The following is a 21,726-nucleotide window of genomic DNA, read 5'->3' as shown; positions in this document are numbered from 1 at the left end:
AGATATAGCGGATTTTGCTTAAATCAATTAAAGATTTACGCAGATTTAAAAATAAAATCTGTACAATCGGCCAAATCTGCGGGAGAAATTTATAGTATCGCAATCTTCTTCCCAGTTTCAGCAGCTTTATAAATTGCGTTGATCACTTTAATATCTTTAAGACCTTCTTCGCCAGTAATATGATTAGGCAGTTTTTTGTTCTCTAATAATAGTTTAGCTATTTCATCCATTTGTGTTTGTTGTTGATTGATTACCGGGAATTTTAGCGGACTTTTAGATGTTTTTCCCTCAAACGGACCATAACTCAAAGCCGGACTTAATTCAAACGAACCTTCATCTGCGGAAGCATAAAATCGGTCAACATCATAAGCTACAGTTGTGTTGCAATTTGCAGTTGCACCGCTTGGAAATTCCATTTGCCAGGAAATACTTTCCTCAGTTTCAGAAAAAATTTGTTTGTTATATACTTTTCCAAATTGCGCTGTAACTGCAATTGGTTCTTCGCCTAAAACATAGCGACTTGCCTGAATGCAATAAACTCCTAAATCCATTAACGGACCACCTCCAGATAATTTTTTGTTAAGTCTCCATTCGTTTCGGTCACTAAAATTGACGGTACTTTTTGTATCAAGCGGATCATGAATTTTATAACCAAGAGAAGCTTCAATATAACGAACCTGCCCAAAAACTTTCTCTTGTCCTAAACGTTTTATTTCAAGATGAGTTGGTTCATAATGCAAACGATACCCAATTGCCAATTGTACATTATTGTCATTGCAGGCTTTTATCATTTCTTCACAATCTTTTACTGAAATTGCCATCGGTTTTTCGGTAATGACATGTTTTCCGGCTTTTGCAGCGCGAATTGTAAATTCTTTATGTAGACCGTTTGGTGTTATAACATATATTAAATCAATGTCTTTGTTTTTTGCAATTTCATCGAAGTTTTGATAATTGTAGATGTTTTTTTCTGGAATATTATATTGACTTTTCCATTTTGTAGCTTTTTCAGGCGTACCGGTTATTATTCCGGCCAGAGTGCAGTATTCAGAAGCGAGAATTCCTTGTGCCACTCTCGAGGCATAATTTCCTAAACCGCATAACGCGACATTTAATTTTTTGCCGGTATAAGAATGTTGGTTGTTTTCTGCTGCGGTTAAAAAAGACGGAAGTGAAGTCATGACAACCGAAGCACCAACTCCCATTCCAAATTTATTTACAAAAGAACGTCTTGAAATTTTTTCCATAAATTTACCTTTAGATTAAATTGTTTAAAATGATAAGTGTGCTATCTTCTTAAAATGTTACATTTTATGATGTTACAGATATATTTTTGTTGTTTAATTTTTGAAATAAATGTTAAAAATATGATGAGTTGTTCCTCGATGATTATCGGAAATTTACAAGATTAAAAATCCTAAAAAGAAATTAGAATAAATTTCTTTAATCTGCGAAATCTATCAGCAAAATATATTGAGAAAAAACAAAATGGTTTTATATATTTGAAATCAGGATAATTTTTGCATTATTTGCAAAATAAAACCACAAAGACCGATATAAATTAATTTAAAAGCAAAACCACATATGGCGTTATCAGGTTTATTCCGAAAAAAAACGGTACAAGATATTCTGAAGCAAGTTGCAAAGAATGAAGCAGATGGACATGAGGCATTGGGGAAACACCTTACAACCAAAGATTTAACTGCTTTTGGAATTGCAGCAATTGTGGGAGCTGGTATTTTTAGTACGATCGGAAAAGCAAGTGCAGATGGTGGACCAGCCGTTATTTTCTTGTTTTTGTTTACAGCTTTGGCTTGTAGTTTTGCCGCTTTTGCTTACGCCGAATTTGCTTCGATGGTTCCGGTTTCAGGAAGTGCTTATACGTATTCTTATGTTGCTTTTGGAGAAATAATTGCTTGGATTATCGGTTGGGCTTTAATCATGGAATATGCCGTCGGAAATATAACGGTAGCGATATCATGGAGCGATTATTTTACAGGACTGCTCCAGAGTGGCGGAATTCATTTGCCGCAATGGATTCAGATGGATTATCTAACCGCTTCAAACGGATTTAATGATGCAGAAGCTTTAATGCGAGGCGGAAAATCATTCGAAAATTTAAGTACAGCTTTACAACAGGCGCATACAGCATGGACAACAGCACCAACAATTGGTTCTTTTCATTTTGTGACTGATATTCCTGCTTTATTCATTATTATTTTGATTACCGCTTTGGTTTATAGAGGAATGAAAGAATCTCGTAACGCTAGTAACCTAATGGTTGTAATAAAACTTTGCGTAGTTCTTTTAGTAATTGGAGTTGGAGTATTTTATGTAGATACAGCAAACTGGGATCCATTTGCACCAAATGGAGTTGGAGGAGTTCTAAAAGGAGTGTCAGCAGTTTTCTTTGCTTATATTGGTTTTGACGCGATTTCGACAACTGCCGAAGAATGTAAAAATCCACAACGTGATTTGCCTCGCGGGATGATGTGGGCGATTATTATTTGTACTATTCTATATATTGCTATTGCCTTAGTTTTAACCGGAATGGTAAAATATCACGAATTAAATGTTGGAGATCCTTTGGCATTTGTTTTCGATAAATTAAACCTAAAATGGATGTCGGGAATTATTGCAGTTAGTGCAGTAGTGGCAATGGCGAGTGTTTTATTGGTTTTCCAAATGGGACAACCTCGTATCTGGATGAGTATGAGCCGTGATGGTTTATTGCCAAAGAAATTCTCTACTGTTCACCCAAGATTTAAAACACCTTCTTTTGCAACAATTGTAACAGGTTTTGTAGTAGCAGTTCCTGCATTATTTTTAAACCTGACAATGGTAACCGATTTATGCAGTATCGGAACTTTATTTGCCTTTGTATTAGTTTGTGCCGGAGTTTTAGTGTTACAAAACAAACCTGAAATTCCGAGAGGAAAATTCAAAACGCCTTATATCAATTCAAAATATATTCTGCCAGTTTTAATTATTGTAGGATTGTATTATGCTTTTGTGATCAATAACAAAGCGACAATGGAATTTGTAAATAATGAAGCGCAAATAAACGATGCAACAACAATTGTTACTTCATTAAATAAAGAAGAATCAGCAAAAGTTTTCAATTATTTAGAAAGTATTGAGGTTAATAATAAAACAGCCGAAACTTCAGATTTAGAGCATTTATTAAGCCAATATCAAGATGATGAGGTTAAGTATGCTGAAGTTGTAAAAGGACTTCCAATCAACGATTCATTAAAATATGAATCAGGTTTTCAATTGTTCAAACACAAAATTCCAATGTGGATTTTCCTTTTTGTTTTAGTTGGATTAGCCGTTTGGGCTTTTAGAAAAAACCTATCTTTAATTCCGCTTTTGGGATTAATCTGCTGTCTTTATATGATGGCTGAATTAAGCGTTTGGAACTGGATTTATTTTACAGTTTGGTTGTTAATCGGATTATTGATTTACTTTACTTACAGTAGAAAAAATAGTAAATTAAATACTCAAGTTGTGAGTTAGAAGTAAAAAGTTAAATGTGAAAAGCCGTTCTGATTATTTCAGAACGGCTTTTTTCATATAAAATTCACTCAAATTTTCTCGCGCAGATTGTGCAGATCTAGCAGATTTTTTTATAGATTCCTACAATAATCAGCATAATCAGCCAAATCTGCGAGAGAGAAATCTTAGCGAACCTCTGCGTAAACTTCTTTACGTCCCGATAGCTATCGGGATTGCCGAATTCAAAATCCCAAGCTCAACCATACAAGCTTTCATCATTTTGTAAGTACGATCAATATCATTATCCAAACCAATAGAAAAACGAATCAAACCATCTGTTAGTCCCATTTCTTTCTGTTCTTCTAACGGAATTTCACTAGAAGTTGAGGTTCCTGGCGCGCTAAATAAAGTTTTATAAAAGCCTAAACTTACAGCCAAATATCCTAGATTTCTTTCCTGCATTAATTCCATTAATTCATTGGCTTTTTCCAAAGTTCCAACGTCGATTGTCAACATTCCTCCAAAACCATATTCAGGATTAATCATCGTTTTGTACAATTCATGACTCGGGTGGCTTTTCAATCCCGGATAAACCGTTTTTAAACCATCTTTTTCGAATTGATCAGCCAGGTAATGTGCATTATGACTGTGCTGTTTAATTCGGATATGAAGCGTACGTAAATTTTTCATCACACTTGCCGAACGCAAACTATCCATTGTTGGTCCTAAAAGCATACTTGCTCCTGAATTTACATTTTTCAGTGAATTAATAAATTCTTTCGATGCACAAGTTACACCGCCAACTGTGTCGCTACTTCCGTTGATGTATTTGGTCAAACTATGAATCACAATATCAGCGCCCAATTTTGCTGGAGAAACCGATAAAGGTGAAAACGTATTATCAACAACCAATTTCAGATTATGCTTTTTTGCGATTTTAGCCAAACCACTAATATCAGCAACTTCCAATAATGGATTACTAACTGTTTCACAATACAAAACTTTCGTTTTTGGTGTAATTGCAGCTTCAACAACATCCAGTTTGGTAATGTCAACAAAGCTAGTTTCAATCCCGAATCTTGGAGTAAAGTTTTTTAGGAAAGCGTAAGTTCCACCATAAATAGTTCGGCTTGAAACGATGTGATCGCCAGCGCCACACAATTGTAATAGAGTAGGCGTAATCGCTCCCATTCCCGAAGCCGAAACGTTTGCTGTTTCTGTTCCTTCCATTGCAGCCAAAGCCTGATCCAAATACAAATTACTTGGCGACGAATGACGCGAATACAAATAACAGCCTTCCATATTTCCTTCAAAAGTGTCAAACATAGTTTTCGCCGAAAGAAAAGTATAAGTCGAAGAATCTGAAATCGACGGATTCACACCGCCAAATTCACCAAAGTATTGCAAATCCTGAATTTTATCTGCTGGGTTGAAGTTTTTCATATAGATAGTTTTTGTTTGTTTTGTTTAAAGTTTCAGGTTTCAAGTTGATTGAAACTAGTTTTAATTACTAGGAGCTAATCCTGATAGAAGTGGAAATCCTTTTGTGTCTCGTTAAAAAAACGAGACACAAAAGGATTTCCACTTCTATCAGGGCTAGGGCACTCATTTTCAAGAGAAATCTTGTTCAAAATAAGATCTAATTAGAAAATTAATCAACTATAAAGTGAGTAATTAGATTTTAAAACTATAAATATGTTTTTATAATGATTTTTAATCTAAATTTGAATTAATAAAACCCAATCAATAGATTTTCTTTCATCTCTTAAAACCAACGAAAATGATTTTAGACGCTACAGATAAAAAACTCTTGGTTTTACTTCAAACCGATAGTAAAAAAACAACCAAAGAATTATCCTTAAAACTTGATCTTTCGGTTACAGCTGTATACGAACGAATTAAAAAATTAGAAAGAGAAGGAATAATTAAAAATTACGTCGCCCTAGTCGATAAATCTAAAATCGAAAAAGGATTCGTTGTTTTCTGCCATTTAAAACTCATTCAGCACACTAAAGAATTCCTAACGAAATTTGAAAGTGAAGTCATTAAACTCAACGAAGTTTTAGAATGTCATCATGTAAGTGGTGATTATGATTATATTCTGAAAGTATTAGTAAAAGATATGGAAGCTTACAGGGAATTTTTAGTAACCAAACTGACTTCACTCCAACATATTGGAAGTACGCAAAGTATGTTTATGATTAGTGAAGTAAAGAACTCAACGGTGATTTCTTTTTAAAAAGGCACAAAGGTTCAGAGGAGCAAAGGGCCAAAGGTTTTTCTGTAGATACGCCCATCAATGCGCCTAACGCTCAGTATGTTATTTCGACTGAAAGGAGAAATCACACATGAAACTCCGCAAAGTATATCTCCAATCTTTGTCGACTCACTAGTGTGATTTCTCCTTTCAGTCGAAATGACAATATTTAGTATCAAAACTTTGCGACTCTGCGTCTTTGCGAGATTAAAAACAAAAAACTTAGCGACCTTCGCGTAATTCTTAGCGCTCTTTGCGGTAAAACCCCAACCCAAAATTTCACGCAAAAAACATTGAAAATTAAACTTCAAACAGAACTTTATTCCTTAATTTTGTAACCGCTAAAATAAAAACAAATTACTATGAGTTCATTTGACGTAGTCATTATAGGTTCAGGTCCTGGAGGATATGTATCAGCAATTCGTTGCGCACAATTAGGTTTCAAAACTGCAATTGTAGAAAAATATAATTCATTGGGCGGAACTTGCCTTAACGTAGGTTGTATTCCTTCAAAAGCATTATTATCTTCTTCTCATCATTATGCTGAAATTGCTCATTTTGCAGATCACGGAATTGAAGTTTCTGGAGATGTAAAAATCAATTTAGAGAAAATGATCGCGCGCAAACAAGCCGTTGTAGATCAAACTGTAGGTGGTATCAACTACTTAATGGATAAAAATAAAATCACTGTTTTCAATGGTTTAGGTTCTTTCGTAGATGCAACACACATTGCAGTTGCAAAAGCTGACGGAACTTCAGAAACTATCGAAGCAAAATATACTGTAATCGCTACAGGATCAAAACCATCTTCTTTACCATTCATCAAAATTGATAAAGAAAGAATCATTACTTCTACTGAAGCTTTAGCTTTAAAAGAAGTTCCAAAACACTTAGTAATCATTGGTGGTGGTGTTATCGGAATCGAGCTTGGACAAGTTTACCTTCGTTTAGGAGCTCAGGTTTCTGTAGTTGAATTCATGGACAGAATCATTCCTGGAATGGACGGTTCTCTTTCTAAAGAATTGACTAAAGTGTTGAAAAAACAAGGAATGAAATTCTATGTTTCTCACAAAGTAAAATCAGTTGAAAGAAACGGTGATGCTGTTACAGTTCAGGCTGAAAATGCAAAAGGAGAAACAATCACTCTTGAAGGAGATTATTCATTAGTTTCTGTTGGTCGTCGTCCTTACACAGACGGATTAAACGCTGACAAAGCTGGAGTTAAAATTTCAGACAGAGGACAAGTTGAAGTAAACGATCATTTACAAACTAACGTTCCAAATATCTATGCAATTGGTGACGTTGTTCGTGGAGCAATGTTAGCACACAAAGCAGAAGAAGAAGGAACTATGGTTGCTGAAATCTTAGCAGGTCAAAAACCACATATCGATTATAATTTAATTCCTGGTGTCGTTTACACTTGGCCAGAAGTTGCTGCAGTTGGACAAACTGAAGAGCAATTGAAAGCGGCAGGAGTTGCTTACAAATCTGGAAGTTTTCCTTTCAAAGCTTTAGGACGTGCAAGAGCAAGTGCTGACTTAGACGGATTCGTAAAAATCCTTGCTGACGAAAAAACAGATGAGGTTTTAGGAGTTCACATGATTGGAGCGCGTACAGCAGATTTAATTGCAGAAGCGGTTACAGCAATGGAATTCAAAGCTTCTGCTGAAGATATTTCAAGAATGAGCCATGCGCACCCAACTTTCGCGGAAGCGGTAAAAGAAGCGGCATTAGCAGCTACTGAAAATAGAGCAATACACGTATAATTTGTTATGTAAATCATATTTAAAAAAAACGTCAGAAACTTTTCTGACGTTTTTTTTATTGCTTTATTATCTTAAAAATATAATAAGTTTCTTTGTTTTTTAAATAGACACTATAAGTCTCATTTTCTTCATTAAATATCTTATAAAGATATTTTTCACCCTTCACACTTAGGTTCCCTCTCGAAACGTTATTACTTTCAATAAATTCTAATTCAAATTGACAATTGTTTTTTTTTCTAAAATACAATTTTGAATAAGTATTGTCTTCAAATTTTTCAACCCATAAATTATCACTTAAAGTTACTTCTACTTTTTTGCCACCTCCTTCAATATAATAGTATTTTGAAATTTTGTCAAAATGATTGCATTGTTCTTTAGATATATTAATTATTGGTTCTTTATTTTGTTCGGAATAATCATTTGAGAATGGTTGAGCAGGAAAAAGAGTTTTAAATTCATCACAATTTTTTAGTAATCTATAATAAATCTGAGTAAATAATTTTTTTTGAATTATTGTGTCATTAAATCTCAATAAGTATGGGTATATATGAGATTTTTCTATTGTATTCATTCTTATTTCATTGTCCAAATTCTTATTTTGAACTAATGATTTGCATATTTCAATATTTAAAGAATCAACTGCCTGGACAGATTGTGATCTGGAAAAAGAAGAACAAAACAGGAAAATTAGCAATAAATTTATTTTCATTTTTAAGGGCTAAATTGATTCTCCAAATTTAGCTTTTTGAACACATTATCCTAAAATACGTGTGATTTTTTTTCTTTTTATCCACATTATTTTTAATAGCTAAAAAATATAAAGTTTCAGAAAAATTTTGTAAATTAGATGTGTATTTCAGATGCTATCTTTATGATAATTAAAAAGATAACATTATGAAAAATAAATATATCGCTCCAATTCTTCTTGGAGCTGGAATTGCAGCTGTACTTTATTCCTGCGGTTCTACTATTCCTAAAAAAGCTGTTGCTGTCACCAACTTTGACAAGGCAAAATATTTAGGAAAATGGTACGAAATTGCAAGGTTAGATTATAAATGGGAAAAAGATTTAATAAATGTTACCGCCGAATATTCGCTGAATGATAATGGTACTATAAAGGTAGATAACAGGGGCTATGATGTCAAAAAAGACAAGTGGGAAGAAAGCATCGGGAAAGCCAAGTTTGTCAAAAAAGACAATATTGGTATGCTTAGGGTCTCATTTTTTGGTCCTTTTTATGCTGGGTACAATGTTATCGCAATCGATCAGGATTATAAATATGCTCTTGTTGTAGGCGAAAGTTTAAAATACATGTGGATACTTTCCAGAGAAACAACTATTCCTGAAAGCATAAAAGCTGATTTTCTGATTAAAGCCCAAGAGATTGGATATAAAATTTCAGATCTTATCTGGGTAAAACATGACAAAACAAATTAAAAGAAAACCCAGCACTTTAAAAGGTGCTGGGTTTTTATTTTAAAATGAAATAATTTAGGCTGTAAAAACACTTTTGTAGTTATCCCAATATCTGTAAATCAAAAATAAGTTGCCTAAAAATAACAGTCCGGCAATCGGAAGACCTTCTGGCGTCAGGAAATAATTGATGAACAAGATATTTACCGTAATTGGCAAGATCAAAATATTAGCTAATGTTACATAACGTCCTGTTACAAATGCAATTCCGCAAAGCAATTCAATTGATTTAGCCAAGGGCATTAAATAAGTAGAAGCCATTAAACCTGTGTTGAAGGCTTTAAAATCATTATTGGTTGCTGGTTCTGCAGGCATTAAGTGAAAGAAAAAACTAATAGAAGCAAAAAGAAGCAAAAGACCAATTAAAACACGGACAATAATAGTAGCAATTTTCATAATACTTAGGATTTTTAAATAAGTTAAAAAATATAAATAATGTGCTTGGAAATCGTCTAATATAAATTTCTCATAAACAGAATTGCTATTTTAATTCTGTTTTATTGAGGATTTTTCAATTGATCTGACCATGTTTTGGGATTAATTGAAAGCTATATCAAATATAACGATTTTTTCATTATTAAATTGCTGTTTTATTAACACTTTTCTTATTTCTTGAGATATTTTTTATAAAGAAAAAAGCCTCCAATACTTATTAAAATAATCGGCCAAAGATTGATAAAGAAAATCAAGATAGACTCTAAAATGTACCAACCGCTTTTTAAAGCATCAATTGTTTGGATTCCTAAATTTGGTTTGTAAGCAGCGTTGTCTTTTTCACTTGCCGTAATTTCCTGTTTTATTGTTTCATTTTGATAAAGTTGTAAAGTAATAGTACTGAAGTTAACTTGGTCCTGCAAAGACAAGTTTTCGATAATGCGATTGTCTTTTTCTTCTTTTTTATTTGCGAGTGTATTTTCTGCTTCTACAATATCATTGATTTTTTTTCCTTTTGAATCAATTGCATTTTCGACTCTTTTTTCAGTAACGCTATTTCTTTTTTGCGAAAGCTGATTGGCTAACATTTTTAACGATACATCATCAACTTTAATGACTCTGAAATCTAAAAAATCGATTTGTTTGGCAATCGATTTTATTACCGTATCCAGCTGTGTGTTAGGAATACGAATTGTGATATTATTTTCTACTGAATATTTTGTGGTTTCTAAAGTGCTGTCCAGACTAATCTTAGTTTTGATCTGATCATGAATATTGCTTTGAAGGTTGGTATAAGTTACAAATCCGCCAAATTTTTGAACAGCATTTTCAATTGCATAAGTAGATTTGACGACATTTTTAACCTTAAACTTGATATCAGCGGTTCGAATAAATTTCTGTTTGCTGTCCTTTTTTTCGACAGCCGCCGATGATGAAATTGCTGTACTGTCCATTGTTACAGTATCTGCCGAAGTTTCGGCTGTAGCATAATCTGCTTTTTTGCAGGAAAATAATACTAGAATAAGAATTAAGGTGGTCAAACCTAATTTTGCAGTTGTTTTCATAAAATTTTTAAAATTTGATTAATAAATAAAATATTTACACAATGTAAATACGATTTCTTGTTAAAATTTGAGAGTAGTTTTTAATCAAATGGCGAATTTTATGAATTAGTGTTAAAATCGATATACTAAAAAGTGTGCCAATATTTTTTAGGTTTATTTTATTGAAGGATTTTTTTTGTCGTAATTTTGAAGCTTAAAATTTATACTTCTTTGAGAGTTTCTATTCATAAACATATTTCCAATTCAGAACAATTCAAACAGCAACTTTTAACTTGGTCGCAACAGTTTCGTGAGATTGTTTTTCTGGACAGCAATTCATATCCTCAGGAATATTCAAGTTTTGACTGTCTGCTGGCTGTTGATGCTTTTACATCTGTAAAAACTGATTTCCAAAATGCTTTTGAAGATTTAAAACAATATCAGCAAACCACAAAAGATTGGCTTTTTGGATATCTTTCGTATGATTTAAAAAATGATATTGAAGATTTAAAATCGGATAATTCAGACGGACTTGGTTTTCCTGATTTATTTTTCTTTCAGCCAAAAAAGATATTTTTATTGAAAGAAAATCAACTCGAAATTCAGTATTTATTGCTTTGTGATGACGAGCTTGAAGATGATTTTAGTGAAATAGTCGAAAGTCAAAAGTCAAAAGTCGAAAGTCTGGAAAATATAACAATTCAGCAGCGAATCTCAAAAGATTTGTATGTTGAAAAAGTGACAAAAATGCTGAAACACATTCATAAAGGCGATATGTATGAAGCTAATTTTTGTATGGAATTTTTTGCTGAAAACGCGACTATAAATCCGTTAGAAAAATTTCAAAAATTGAATGCTATTTCACAAGCGCCATTTTCAGTTTTCTTTAAAAATAACAAACAATATTTGCTTTCGGCTTCACCTGAACGTTATTTGAAGAAAGTTGGAGAAACTATTATTTCTCAACCGATAAAAGGAACTTCAAAACGCTTTTTGGATTCTGCAGAAGATGAAAAATCAAAATATTTTTTAGAAAACGATGCAAAAGAACGCGCCGAAAATATCATGATAACCGATTTGGTTAGGAACGACCTTTCGCACACAGCGCAAAAAGGTTCAGTTGAGGTTACAGAACTTTGTAAAATCTATTCGTTTTTGCAGGTGCATCAAATGATTTCAACAATCACTTCAAAATTAGACAATCAATATTCGCCAGTTGATGTTTTAAAAACAACTTTCCCAATGGGAAGCATGACAGGTGCGCCAAAGATTTCGGTAATGAAAATCATTGAAAATTTGGAAGAAACTAAACGCGGTTTATACAGCGGCGCCGTCGGATATTTTACGCCCGAAGGTGATTTTGATTTTAATGTAGTGATCAGAAGTATTTTGTATAATCAGGAAAATAAATATGTTTCATTTTCTGTCGGAAGTGCCATAACATCGCTTTCTGTTCCTGAAAAAGAGTATGAAGAATGTTTGCTGAAAGCTAAGGCAATGCATGAAGTTTTACAATAAAATTTTATTTAGCTATAAATCCATAAATACTTGGCAAAAAATAATACTACGCTTAACATTTCATTTAAAAATAGATAAAGTTTAATTCTTTACATTTATCAAATGTTTTCAAACTTTCAAAATCATATTGTTTCCAGATTTCCATTTTTAGCAGAAAAAAAGCTTTTTCTGGCTGTTAGTGGCGGATTGGACAGTATGGTTTTACTGCATTTATTGAAAAAACTGCCTTATGAAATTGCTGTATTGCATTGTAATTTTCAGCTTCGCGGTTTAGAAAGTTTTGGCGATCAGGAATTTATTAAAAATTACTGCAAGCAAAATAACATTCCGTTTTTTACCACACAATTTGATACCAAAGCTTTTGCCGAAGATTATAAATTATCGACACAAGTTGCTGCGAGAGAACTTCGCTATAGTTGGTTTTATGAGCTTTTGGAAGAAGAAAATTTCGATTATATTTTAACGGCGCATCATGCCGATGATAATCTGGAAACCTTCATTATCAATTTAACACGCGGCACTGGATTAGAAGGTTTAACTGGAATTCCGGAACAAAATGACAAAATAATTCGTCCGCTTTTGCCTTTTTCAAGAGAAGAAATTTTGAAATACGCCGAAGAAAATAATATTGAATGGCGCGAGGACAGCAGTAATGCTTCGAATAAATATTTGCGAAATAAAATTCGCCACGATTTAGTTCCTATTCTAAAAGAAATCAATCCGAACTTTTTGAATGCTTTTCAAAAGACACAATCGTATTTGCAGGAATCGCAGGAAATGACTGAAGATGCATCAATTATGGTTTATCAGCAGGTTGCGAAAGAAGATGGAGAAGATATTCATTTCGATTTAAATCAGCTGAAAAAATTACCAAATTATAAATCGTATTTGTACCAATGGCTAAATGAATTTGGTTTCACGGCATGGAATGATATTTACGATTTGGTAAACGGACAATCTGGAAAACAAGTGCTTTCGGAAGAATTCAGATTGCTTAAAAACAGAGAAACCTTGATTTTGAGTCCAATTTCGTATGAGCCTAATGACGAAGAATTTGAAATTAATAAAGAAGACACAGAAGTTAATTTTCCCTTAAATTTGAAGCTTTGTCAAGTAGATGACATTACAATAGATTCAAATAAAGCTATCTTTGTGGACGCCGAAAAAATCCAGTTTCCTTTGATTTTACGTAGATGGAATGAAGGAGATGTTTTTCAGCCTTTTGGAATGCAGGGAAAATCAAAAAAAGTAAGCAAGCTTTTTAAAGATGAAAAATTATCTCTAATTGAAAAAGAAAAAACATGGATTTTGTGCTCAGATAACCAAATTGTATGGGTTGTTGGAATCAGGCAAGACGAACGTTTTAAAATTGAAAATACCACAAATAATATACTTAAAATAGAACTACAATAATGAACTTTAATCAATACCGCCAAGCGATAATGTCAAAAAACTACTGGAGCAAATCTCTTTTATTTTTACTGTTTTTTATTTTTTCTTTTGCAAAAAGTAATGCTCAGGTTTTAGAGCCAGTAAAATGGACTTCGAAAATTGAAAAAAAATCCGGAAACAATGCCGTGTTAATTTTTGACGGAACAATTGAAAAAGACTGGCATATGTACTCGCAATTTACACCAGAAGGCGGACCGCTTGCGCTGGAAATTGCATTCAAAAATCAAAAAGGAAATTACGAATTAGTTGGAAAAGCAAAGGAGGGAAAAAACAGAACAGCTTTTAATGATGTTTTTGGTGTAAATGAAACTTTCTTTGAAGGAAAAGCACATATCGAACAGGAAATCAAGATTGTCAACCCAAATTTAAAAACGGTTGATGTGGAATTTGATTTTCAGGTTTGTAAAGAAGTTTGTATCAATTCTAATAAAAAATTCTCAATTGCGATTCCGTCGACTTTCAATATGGACGCAGTTCCGGCAATAACAGAAGCGAAAAAGGACGAGACGAAAGTAACTGGAATTGCGGTGGATACAATCGCAAAAGCAGCAGATACTGCAAAAGTTCAGGTGGTAAAATCTAATGTGGAAGAACCAATTTCGAAAGAAGATATGCCTGCACCGGCACCGTCTAGAAGTTTGTGGTCTATCTTTTTCTTGGCTTTTTTAGGTGGTTTTGCAGCCTTATTTACGCCTTGTGTTTTCCCGATGATTCCTATGACGGTAAGTTTCTTTACTAAACAAAGTAAAAGCAGAGCAAAAGGAATTAGAAATGCTATAATTTACGGATTATCAATCATAGCAATTTATGTGATTTTAGGATTGATTGTAACTAAAATATTCGGTGCTGATGCTTTAAATGCTTTATCGACAGATGTTTGGTTCAATCTTATTTTCTTTGTGATTTTAGTCGTTTTTGCTGTTTCATTTTTAGGAGCATTCGAAATTATGCTTCCAAATTCATGGGCAAACAAAGCCGATCAACAAGCAGACAAAGGAGGTTTGGTTGGAATATTATTTATGGCTTTGGCATTGGCAATTGTATCATTTTCATGTACAGGACCAATTGTAGGAACTTTGTTGGTTGAGGCTGCTTCAAATGGAGGAATTGCTCCAATCGTTGGAATGTTAGGTTTCTCTTCAGCATTAGCACTTCCGTTTATGTTATTTGCGTTGTTCCCGGGCTGGTTGAATTCATTACCAAAATCTGGAGGATGGTTAAACACTGTAAAAGTTGTTTTAGGATTTTTAGAATTGGCTTTAGCATTCAAATTCTTATCAAATGCTGATTTGGTTTTACAATTGCATTTCTTAGAAAGAGAAGTTTTCTTAGCGATTTGGATTGCTATTTTTGGAACTCTTGCATTGTATTTATTCGGAAAAATCACTTTGCCACACGATAGCCCGACACATCATATTTCGGTTGGAAGGTTATCATTAGGATTACTTGTTTTAAGTTTTACAATTTATATGATTCCGGGACTTTGGGGAGCGCCTTTAAAATTAATTAGCGCTTTTCCGCCGCCACCACAATATAGCGAAAGTCCATTTGGCGTTGGAGGTTCAGGGAATTCAACAGGAAGCACAGAATCAATAAAAGGACTTCCTGAAGGCGCAGAATTAGGCCCACACGGAATAATGGTTTTTCATGATTATGAAGATGGTTTAGCATATGCGAAAGAAATCAACAAGCCAATAATGCTTGATTTTACAGGTTATGCGTGTGTAAACTGCAGAAAAATGGAAAACAATGTTTGGTCAGATCCTTCGGTTCTTCCAATTTTAAAAAATGATGTTGTTTTAATTTCGTTATACGTTGATGATAAACGAGAGCTTCCAAAAAATGAACAACATGTTACGAAAGCAGGAGATGAAATTATTACCGTAGGAGATAAATGGACTGATTTTATGATTTCAAAATATAAAACCAATACGCAGCCTTTGTATGTTATCACGGATTTAGAAGGCAATAACCTGCATAGTTCTAAACCAACAATTAGTTACGTAAGTACCGCAGAATATTTGCAATGGCTGAAAGAAGGAATTGCGAATTTCAAATAAGATTTTTTAGTTCTTAGTGTTATAACCCTTGTTTTTTTCTTTATAATTTTATGGAGTTAAATGGTTAAACTAAAGAAAGTGAATAATCACTAAGAGCTAATTACTAAGAACTAATAAAGTTGATATTAATTCAAACAAAAATCCCTCTAAGCTAAACTTAGAGGGATTTTTTATAAAGGCAAAAAGAGGAAATTCTTTTTATTATAAGTATTCTCCGTGTTGAGAGATGTCTAATCCTAATTCTTCTTTTTCTTCAGTAACTCTTAAAGGAGTAATTTTGTTTACAATGAAGAACAAAGCATAAGAAGCAGCAAAAGCAAAGATTGACACGATAACTAATGCTTTTAATTGTATTAAGAATAAAGTAGCATCACCGAAAATTAATCCTTGGTTTTTTCCAACTATAGAGTTTACGCTATTAGAAGCAAAAACACCAGTCAATAACATTCCTACCATACCACCAACACCGTGACAAGCAAATACGTCAAGTGCATCGTCGATTTTTCCTTTAGGGAATTTGCTAACTACAATATTACTGATTACCGCAGCGATAATACCAATTGCTAATGCATGAGGAATGCTTACAAAACCAGCAGCAGGAGTAATCGCAACTAAACCTACTACAGCACCAATACAAGCTCCCATTGCAGATAATTTGTGTCCTAATATTTTATCAAGGAAAACCCAAGCCATAGCAGCAGAAGCAGCAGCGATTGTAGTTGTTCCTAAAGCTTGAGCAGCAAGACTTCCAGCTCCAACTGCAGAACCTGCGTTGAAACCAAACCATCCGAACCATAATAAACCTGTACCTAATAATACATAAGTGATTCTTGCAGGGTTAACTTTTTGAACTTTACGTTTTCCTAAGAAGATTGCTCCAGCCAAAGCAGCCCATCCAGCACTCATGTGTACTACAGTACCACCAGCGAAGTCAAGAACTCCCCATCCAAAGAACAATCCATCAGGATGCCAAGTCATGTGACATAATGGAGCGTATACGAATAATATAAATAAAACCATGAATAATAAGTAAGCCCAGAAACGTACACGTTCTGCAAAAGCTCCTGTAATTAATGCTGGAGTAATGATTGCGAATTTTGCCTGGAATAAAGCAAAAAGAATCATAGGAATTGTTGGTGCTAATTCCCAAGCGGTGTTTGCGCTTACGCCCTGGAAAAATATATTTGAAGAAGGATCTCCAATGAAACCGCCTATAGATGGACCAAAACATAATCCGAATCCAATTACTACCCAAAGAACTGTAACAATTACCATTGCCATGAAACTTTGAAGCATTGTACTGATTACGTTTTTCTTGCCTACCATACCGCCATAGAAAAATCCTAATCCCGGAGTCATTAATAATACAAATGCCGTTGCAACAACCATCCATGCTGTATCACCCGTGTCTAGTTTTAATTCAACAACATGAGCGCCTAATGTTTTTGATTCAGTAACAAATGAGATAGAAAAAATAGATAGTAACAAAATCGTGATGAGGATCACACTTAAAATAATTTTTCGCATAGTTATTTAGTTTTAAATTTTTTATAAAAGTATAAAATCATTCGACACCCCTATAAAAAATAGAGTCTATTGTTTAATTTTTGTTAATTTTAAAATTTGACCCCCTAAATTTTGCGTGTATATCTTAAAAAAGACTTAAATTTTACAATTTATTAATCTTGAAATGGGTAAAAGTTGTCATTTGTGCAGTTTCTGATGAAAAAAAGATACTATTATTCTTAAAATAATGATTTTTTATATTCAAATTATTTAATGTACTGTTCAGATTGTTTTGTTTTAAATAAAAAAGGCATCAAATGAATATTTCAAATGATGCCTTTTTGTATTAGAAAAATCTAATTATTTCTGACCGAACTTTTCTTTGAATTTTCTGTTCAGTTTGTTTTGAAAAGTATCCAAATTGATGTTTCTGCCCTGAATAAAAGCAGTTGTCAATTTATTTGTTCTCATATCTAAAGCATCTCCTTCAGATATAAATAAAGTAGCATCTTTACCTGTTTCCAAAGTTCCGCAAGTTGCATCAACTCCTAATAATTTTGCTGTATTTAGCGTAATCAACTGCACGGCAACTTCTTTGTCTAAACCAAAAGCGGCACAAGTTCCAGCTAAGAAAGGTAAATTTCTCACACTCATACGCTCATGATCACCGCTGTTTTCTAAACCAACAACAATACCTTTATCAGTAAGTATTTTTGCCATTTTATAAGGCAGGTTTACATCTTGATCAGCGCTTGTTGGCATATCGTGAACACGTCTTAAAAGAACACCAACATTGTATTTTGATAATTGCGCCGTTGCTTTGTAAGCTTCAAATCCACCAACGATTACAACTTTTTTGATTTGATTGTCGGCAGCCAATTGAATTGCATCTACAATTTGCTTTTCTTCATCCGCATGAATGTAAAGAGTTTGAGTTCCGTCAAACAAGCCTTTTGTAGCTTCCAGAACAATGTTTCTTTCTTTTGGCGTTGTTTGATTATACGCTTTTGCATTGATTAAAAAAGCGTTGATTTCTTCCGCTTGTTTCGGATAATCTTTGTTTGGCTCAATAACACCAGGCTCAAACCAAGATCCAGATCTTTTAAAACTAGATGGAAAATTCAAATGAATTCCGTCATTTTCTTTTAAAATAGCATCTTTCCAACTCCATGCATCTAATTGTACAATTGATGAAGTTCCAGAAATCGTTCCGCCACGCGGCGTAACCTGAGCTACTAAAACACCATTTGGACGAACCGTTTCAACTACTTTCGATTCAGAGTTATAAGCAATAATACTTCTGACATTTGGGTTAAAAGTCCCAATTTCTTCTTGATCGTCAGATGATTTTACGGCATCAATTTCAACTAATCCTAAAGTTGTATTGGCAGCAATAAATCCTGGATACACATGTTTTCCCGAAGCATCAATAGTAGTTTCATAAGCATCAGCGGCAAGTCTGATTGTTGTTGCATCGGCAACTAAAGTAATTTTTCCGTCTTTAAAACCAATGGCACTGTTTTGAATCACTTTTCCGTTACCTAAGTGCGCAGTCGCATTTAAAATCAAAATCGATTTTGATTGCTTTGGTGCCGGAATTTGCTGAGCATTTATTTGTACAGAAGCACAAAATAATAACAGCAATTTATATATGTTTTTATTTATCATGTTGTCTCTTTTTATCATTATGAATTTTCTAAAGCTTTTATAACTGTTCTAAAGTATCACAGTGATATTCTCTTTTCTCTTTTCTTGTTGGAGCCTGAGTGCTGTTTCCTTTGTTTTTTTCCTGCAGCATTTGTCCAATCAATTCATTTCTTTCTTTAGTGATGGCCAATTGTTTTTGAGCATCTTTTTCGATATCAAAATAAACTACACCTTCAATAATTGTTTTTTCAGCTTTAGCATAAATAGACAATGGATTTTCGCTCCATAAAACAACATCGGCATCTTTGCCTACTTTTAAACTTCCTACTTTATCGTCGATATGTAATAATTTTGCAGGATTTAAAGTGACAAATTTCCAGGCATCTTCTTCAGATACATTTCCGTATTTTACAGCTTTTGCAGCTTCCTGGTTTAATCTTCGAGACATTTCAGCATCATCAGAATTGTAAGCAACAACTACACCTTCGTTGTGCATAATTGGTCCGTTGTACGGAATTGCGTCATTTACCTCAAATTTATAAGCCCACCAGTCAGAGAATGTTGAAGCACCAACGCCGTGCTCTTTCATTTTGTCAGCTACTTTATAACCTTCTAAAATATGAGTGAAAGTATTTACTCTGAAGTTGAATTTCTCAGCAACATTCATCAAATTTAAAATTTCAGACTCTACATAAGAGTGGCAAGTAATGAAACGCTCTTTGTTTAAAATTTCAGCAAGAGTCTGTAATTCTAAATCTACTCTTGGTGCTTTTCCTTTTTTATTTCCAGCGTTGAATTTTTTCCAGTTTTCGTCATATTCTTTAGCCAATTGGAAATAATCTGTAAAAACTTGTTCAACTCCCATTCTTGTTTGTGGGAAACGAGTTGGATTGTCAATTCCCCAGTTTGCTTGTTTTACGTTTTCACCTAAAGCAAATTTGATAAATTTAGGCTGATTTTTGTACAACATTTCATCTGCAGCAGAACCCCATTTCCATTTTACAATCGCAGAACGACCGCCAATTGGATTTGCAGATCCGTGCAATAATTGAGAAATTGTAACACCTCCGGCTAAATCTCTATAAATATTAATATCTTCAGAGTTTACAACATCCTGAATTGTTACTTCGGCAGTTGAGTTATGTCCGCTTTCGTTTACACCTTTAGAAATCGCGATATGCGAATGCTCATCAATAATACCGCTTGTAATGTGTTTTCCTTTGGCATCAATTACAGTTGCCGATGCGTCAGAAAGATTTTTGCCTACAGCAGCAATTTTTCCGTTTTTGATCAAAACGTCAGCTTCTGTCAAAATTCCTTCTTTTTCATTCGTCCAAACTGTAGCGTTTTTGAATAATAAAGTTTGAGCAGTTTGTTTTTTAGTATCACCAAAAGCAACGTTTGGATACGTTACAGGCATTACATGATTTGGTTTTTCTGGTTTTAAAGTATCTTTAACCGCAACAAACGGACTTGTTTTTACTGCATTCCAAACCAATTCATCTCCATTTGATAAAACTGCTTTTCCAGATAAAGCATCTGCTTTTTCAACAAATCCTGTTAAACGAGCAAAGTTTGATTTAATAGTATCAGCAGGTTTGATTACAAGAGAAACCCAATTTTTTGCGATAGAAAAAGTACTTTTTACTTTTTTAGCATCAACAGTTGTGATTTCCGATTTTTGAGCATCGGCAGTTCCATCAATTTTCCATTTGTAAGTATCCTTTCCAACAGTCAAGTCATAATTTCCGCGAATATCTTTCGCATTGATATCATTCACAACAAATTTGCTTCCTTGAACCCAGTTTTCATATAAAACCGTTTTCTCGTCAAAAACTTCTCCAGAAGTAATAATGAAGTTTGCATAACTTCCAGTTTTCAAACTTCCAACTTCGTCGCTTTTTCCTAAAATCGCTGCAGGAATAGTAGTTAACGCTTCTAAAGCTTTTGTTTTGTCAAAACCATATTTTATTGCTTTTAATAAATTAGGTTTGAAATCTTCGATCTTTTTTAATTTATCAGTCGTCAAGGCGAAAACAATTCCGTTATCCGAAAGCACTTTTAGGTTCGTTGGTGCCTGATTCCAGAAACGCATATCAGCTAATTCAATTTGGTTTGATAAATACGGATTCGAAACATCATAAGCATCAGGAAAACTTATCGGAATAATAAATTTTGCATTCGTATTTTTGATTTCTTCAATTCTTTCGAATTCATTTCCGCTTCCTTTCAAAACGTAATTTAAACCAAATTCTTTTGCAATTTTTGAAGCTCTTAAGCTATTTAATTTGTCTTCTGTTGCAAAAATCTGAACCAGTTTTTCATTGCTTGCCAAAGCTTCTAATGATAAATCTTTAGTTTCAGAATTGCCTTTTTTGTACCAATCTAAATCTAAATACATTTGACGAAGCAAAGCCATCATACCCATTAGAGAACTTGGATATTGCTGATTTGTCAAAGCGCTTTTTGTAAAAGCAAAGTGATTTGTTAATTTGTTTGAAATGATTTGTTTTGAGTTGTTTTCATTGTTTAAAGCAACAAGAGCTCCAGATCCCTGAGCAATTCCGTCAGGTACGTGAGTTCCAACAACACCAAAACCAGCTTTCAAAAACTCATCAGCTTTTGGCTGATCGTATTTAAAAGTTTCGTAACCGTTTACTTCAGGTCTTACACTTTCGTTCCAGTAAAAACCAGTTCTTTTTGTATCGTAAAGTGGATTACGGCTGCGTCCTGGAGTCATGTTTCCTTTTGGTTTTTCGATTCCAAAACTGGTATAAATATCAATAAATGATGGGTAAATTGTTTTTCCTGTCAGATCAATTGTGATGCTGTTTTTAGGAATTGCAATATTGGTTCCAACAGAAACTACTTTTCCGTCTTGGATAAGCAACGTTCCTTTTTCAATTTTTTGAGTTGGACTTACATAAATAGTGGCATTCGTAAAAACAGTGTAATTTTTACTTTTGTTGTGCACACTTTCATTAACAGGGAAGTAGTCTTGAGCATACGTTTTTGTTAAAAAAACGCTCAAAAAGAGTAGTAGTAGGGCTTTTTTCATATGGTATTTGCTA

15 protein-coding genes are annotated in these 21,726 nt (G+C 33.6%); 7 read left to right on the top strand and 8 right to left on the bottom strand.

All coding sequences use genetic code 11. From position 1 onward, the window contains the following. Positions 1–89 precede the first annotated feature (89 nt). The gene (locus tag FN795_RS05970; protein ID WP_142449808.1) at positions 90–1,247 is read right to left on the bottom strand and encodes a Gfo/Idh/MocA family protein; all 1,158 of its coding nucleotides are present in this window, start codon (positions 1,245–1,247) and stop codon (positions 90–92) included. A 337-nt stretch (positions 1,248–1,584) separates the two neighbouring features. Between FN795_RS05970 and FN795_RS05965 the strand changes: the two genes are divergently transcribed. Further along, on the top strand, positions 1,585–3,519 hold the full coding sequence (locus FN795_RS05965) for an amino acid permease (RefSeq protein ID WP_142449807.1): 1,935 nt from the start codon (positions 1,585–1,587) through the stop codon (positions 3,517–3,519). A 189-nt stretch (positions 3,520–3,708) separates the two neighbouring features. On the opposite strand, the gene FN795_RS05960 is transcribed toward FN795_RS05965, so the two are convergent. Continuing rightward, positions 3,709–4,941, bottom strand: a complete 1,233-nt coding sequence (locus FN795_RS05960) for an aminotransferase class I/II-fold pyridoxal phosphate-dependent enzyme (RefSeq protein ID WP_142449806.1) — start codon at positions 4,939–4,941, stop codon at positions 3,709–3,711. A gap of 337 nt (positions 4,942–5,278) precedes the next feature. On the opposite strand from FN795_RS05960, the gene FN795_RS05955 reads away from it, so the two are divergent. Both FN795_RS05955 and lpdA read left to right on the top strand, forming a co-directional pair. After that, a complete protein-coding gene (locus tag FN795_RS05955; RefSeq protein WP_035649236.1) occupies positions 5,279–5,737 on the top strand; it encodes an Lrp/AsnC family transcriptional regulator in 459 nt (152 codons plus the stop codon). A 380-nt stretch (positions 5,738–6,117) separates the two neighbouring features. Further along, positions 6,118–7,521, top strand: a complete 1,404-nt coding sequence (gene lpdA / locus FN795_RS05950) for a dihydrolipoyl dehydrogenase (protein ID WP_035649234.1) — start codon at positions 6,118–6,120, stop codon at positions 7,519–7,521. Positions 7,522–7,576: 55 nt separating this feature from the next. Here the strand turns inward: lpdA and FN795_RS05945 are convergent, their stop codons facing one another. Further along, a complete protein-coding gene (locus FN795_RS05945) occupies positions 7,577–8,230 on the bottom strand; it encodes a hypothetical protein (protein ID WP_142449805.1) in 654 nt (217 codons plus the stop codon). 185 nt (positions 8,231–8,415) lie between these two features. Here FN795_RS05945 and FN795_RS05940 point away from each other — a divergent pair, with 185 nt between their 5' ends. Further along, the gene (locus FN795_RS05940) at positions 8,416–8,958 is read left to right on the top strand and encodes a lipocalin family protein (RefSeq protein ID WP_142449804.1); all 543 of its coding nucleotides are present in this window, start codon (positions 8,416–8,418) and stop codon (positions 8,956–8,958) included. 54 nt (positions 8,959–9,012) lie between these two features. Here the strand turns inward: FN795_RS05940 and FN795_RS05935 are convergent, their stop codons facing one another. Continuing rightward, complete coding sequence (locus FN795_RS05935; protein WP_026728810.1) at positions 9,013–9,390, bottom strand: DoxX family membrane protein; 378 nt, start codon at positions 9,388–9,390, stop codon at positions 9,013–9,015. A 209-nt stretch (positions 9,391–9,599) separates the two neighbouring features. Next, complete coding sequence (locus tag FN795_RS05930) at positions 9,600–10,493, bottom strand: DUF4349 domain-containing protein (RefSeq protein WP_142449803.1); 894 nt, start codon at positions 10,491–10,493, stop codon at positions 9,600–9,602. A gap of 210 nt (positions 10,494–10,703) precedes the next feature. Between FN795_RS05930 and FN795_RS05925 the strand changes: the two genes are divergently transcribed. From FN795_RS05925 to FN795_RS05915, 3 genes are all read left to right on the top strand, one after another. Further along, positions 10,704–11,990: an anthranilate synthase component I family protein gene (locus FN795_RS05925; protein ID WP_142449802.1), complete on the top strand. Its 1,287-nt coding sequence runs from the start codon at positions 10,704–10,706 to the stop codon at positions 11,988–11,990. Positions 11,991–12,092: 102 nt separating this feature from the next. Further along, positions 12,093–13,403, top strand: a complete 1,311-nt coding sequence (tilS, locus tag FN795_RS05920) for a tRNA lysidine(34) synthetase TilS (RefSeq protein ID WP_142449801.1) — start codon at positions 12,093–12,095, stop codon at positions 13,401–13,403. Next, positions 13,403–15,502, top strand: coding sequence for a protein-disulfide reductase DsbD family protein (locus FN795_RS05915; protein WP_142449800.1), 2,100 nt, complete (start codon positions 13,403–13,405; stop codon positions 15,500–15,502). The genes tilS and FN795_RS05915 overlap by 1 nt, the downstream gene beginning before the upstream one ends. Positions 15,503–15,703: 201 nt before the next feature. On the opposite strand, the gene FN795_RS05910 is transcribed toward FN795_RS05915, so the two are convergent. From FN795_RS05910 to FN795_RS05900, 3 genes are all read right to left on the bottom strand, one after another. Beyond that, complete coding sequence (locus tag FN795_RS05910) at positions 15,704–17,029, bottom strand: ammonium transporter (protein ID WP_035649219.1); 1,326 nt, start codon at positions 17,027–17,029, stop codon at positions 15,704–15,706. A 339-nt stretch (positions 17,030–17,368) separates the two neighbouring features. Continuing rightward, positions 17,369–18,676, bottom strand: a complete 1,308-nt coding sequence (locus tag FN795_RS05905) for an amidohydrolase family protein (RefSeq protein ID WP_142449799.1) — start codon at positions 18,674–18,676, stop codon at positions 17,369–17,371. Between the two features lie 37 nt (positions 18,677–18,713). Continuing rightward, a complete protein-coding gene (locus tag FN795_RS05900; protein ID WP_142449798.1) occupies positions 18,714–21,713 on the bottom strand; it encodes an amidohydrolase family protein in 3,000 nt (999 codons plus the stop codon). Positions 21,714–21,726: the final 13 nt, after the last annotated feature.

This window comes from Flavobacterium resistens (genome assembly GCF_900182645.1).
GTDB classification, from domain to species: domain Bacteria; phylum Bacteroidota; class Bacteroidia; order Flavobacteriales; family Flavobacteriaceae; genus Flavobacterium; species Flavobacterium resistens.
Note: the sequence above shows the minus strand (reverse complement) of the source record. Positions and strands in the feature narration are given on the sequence as shown.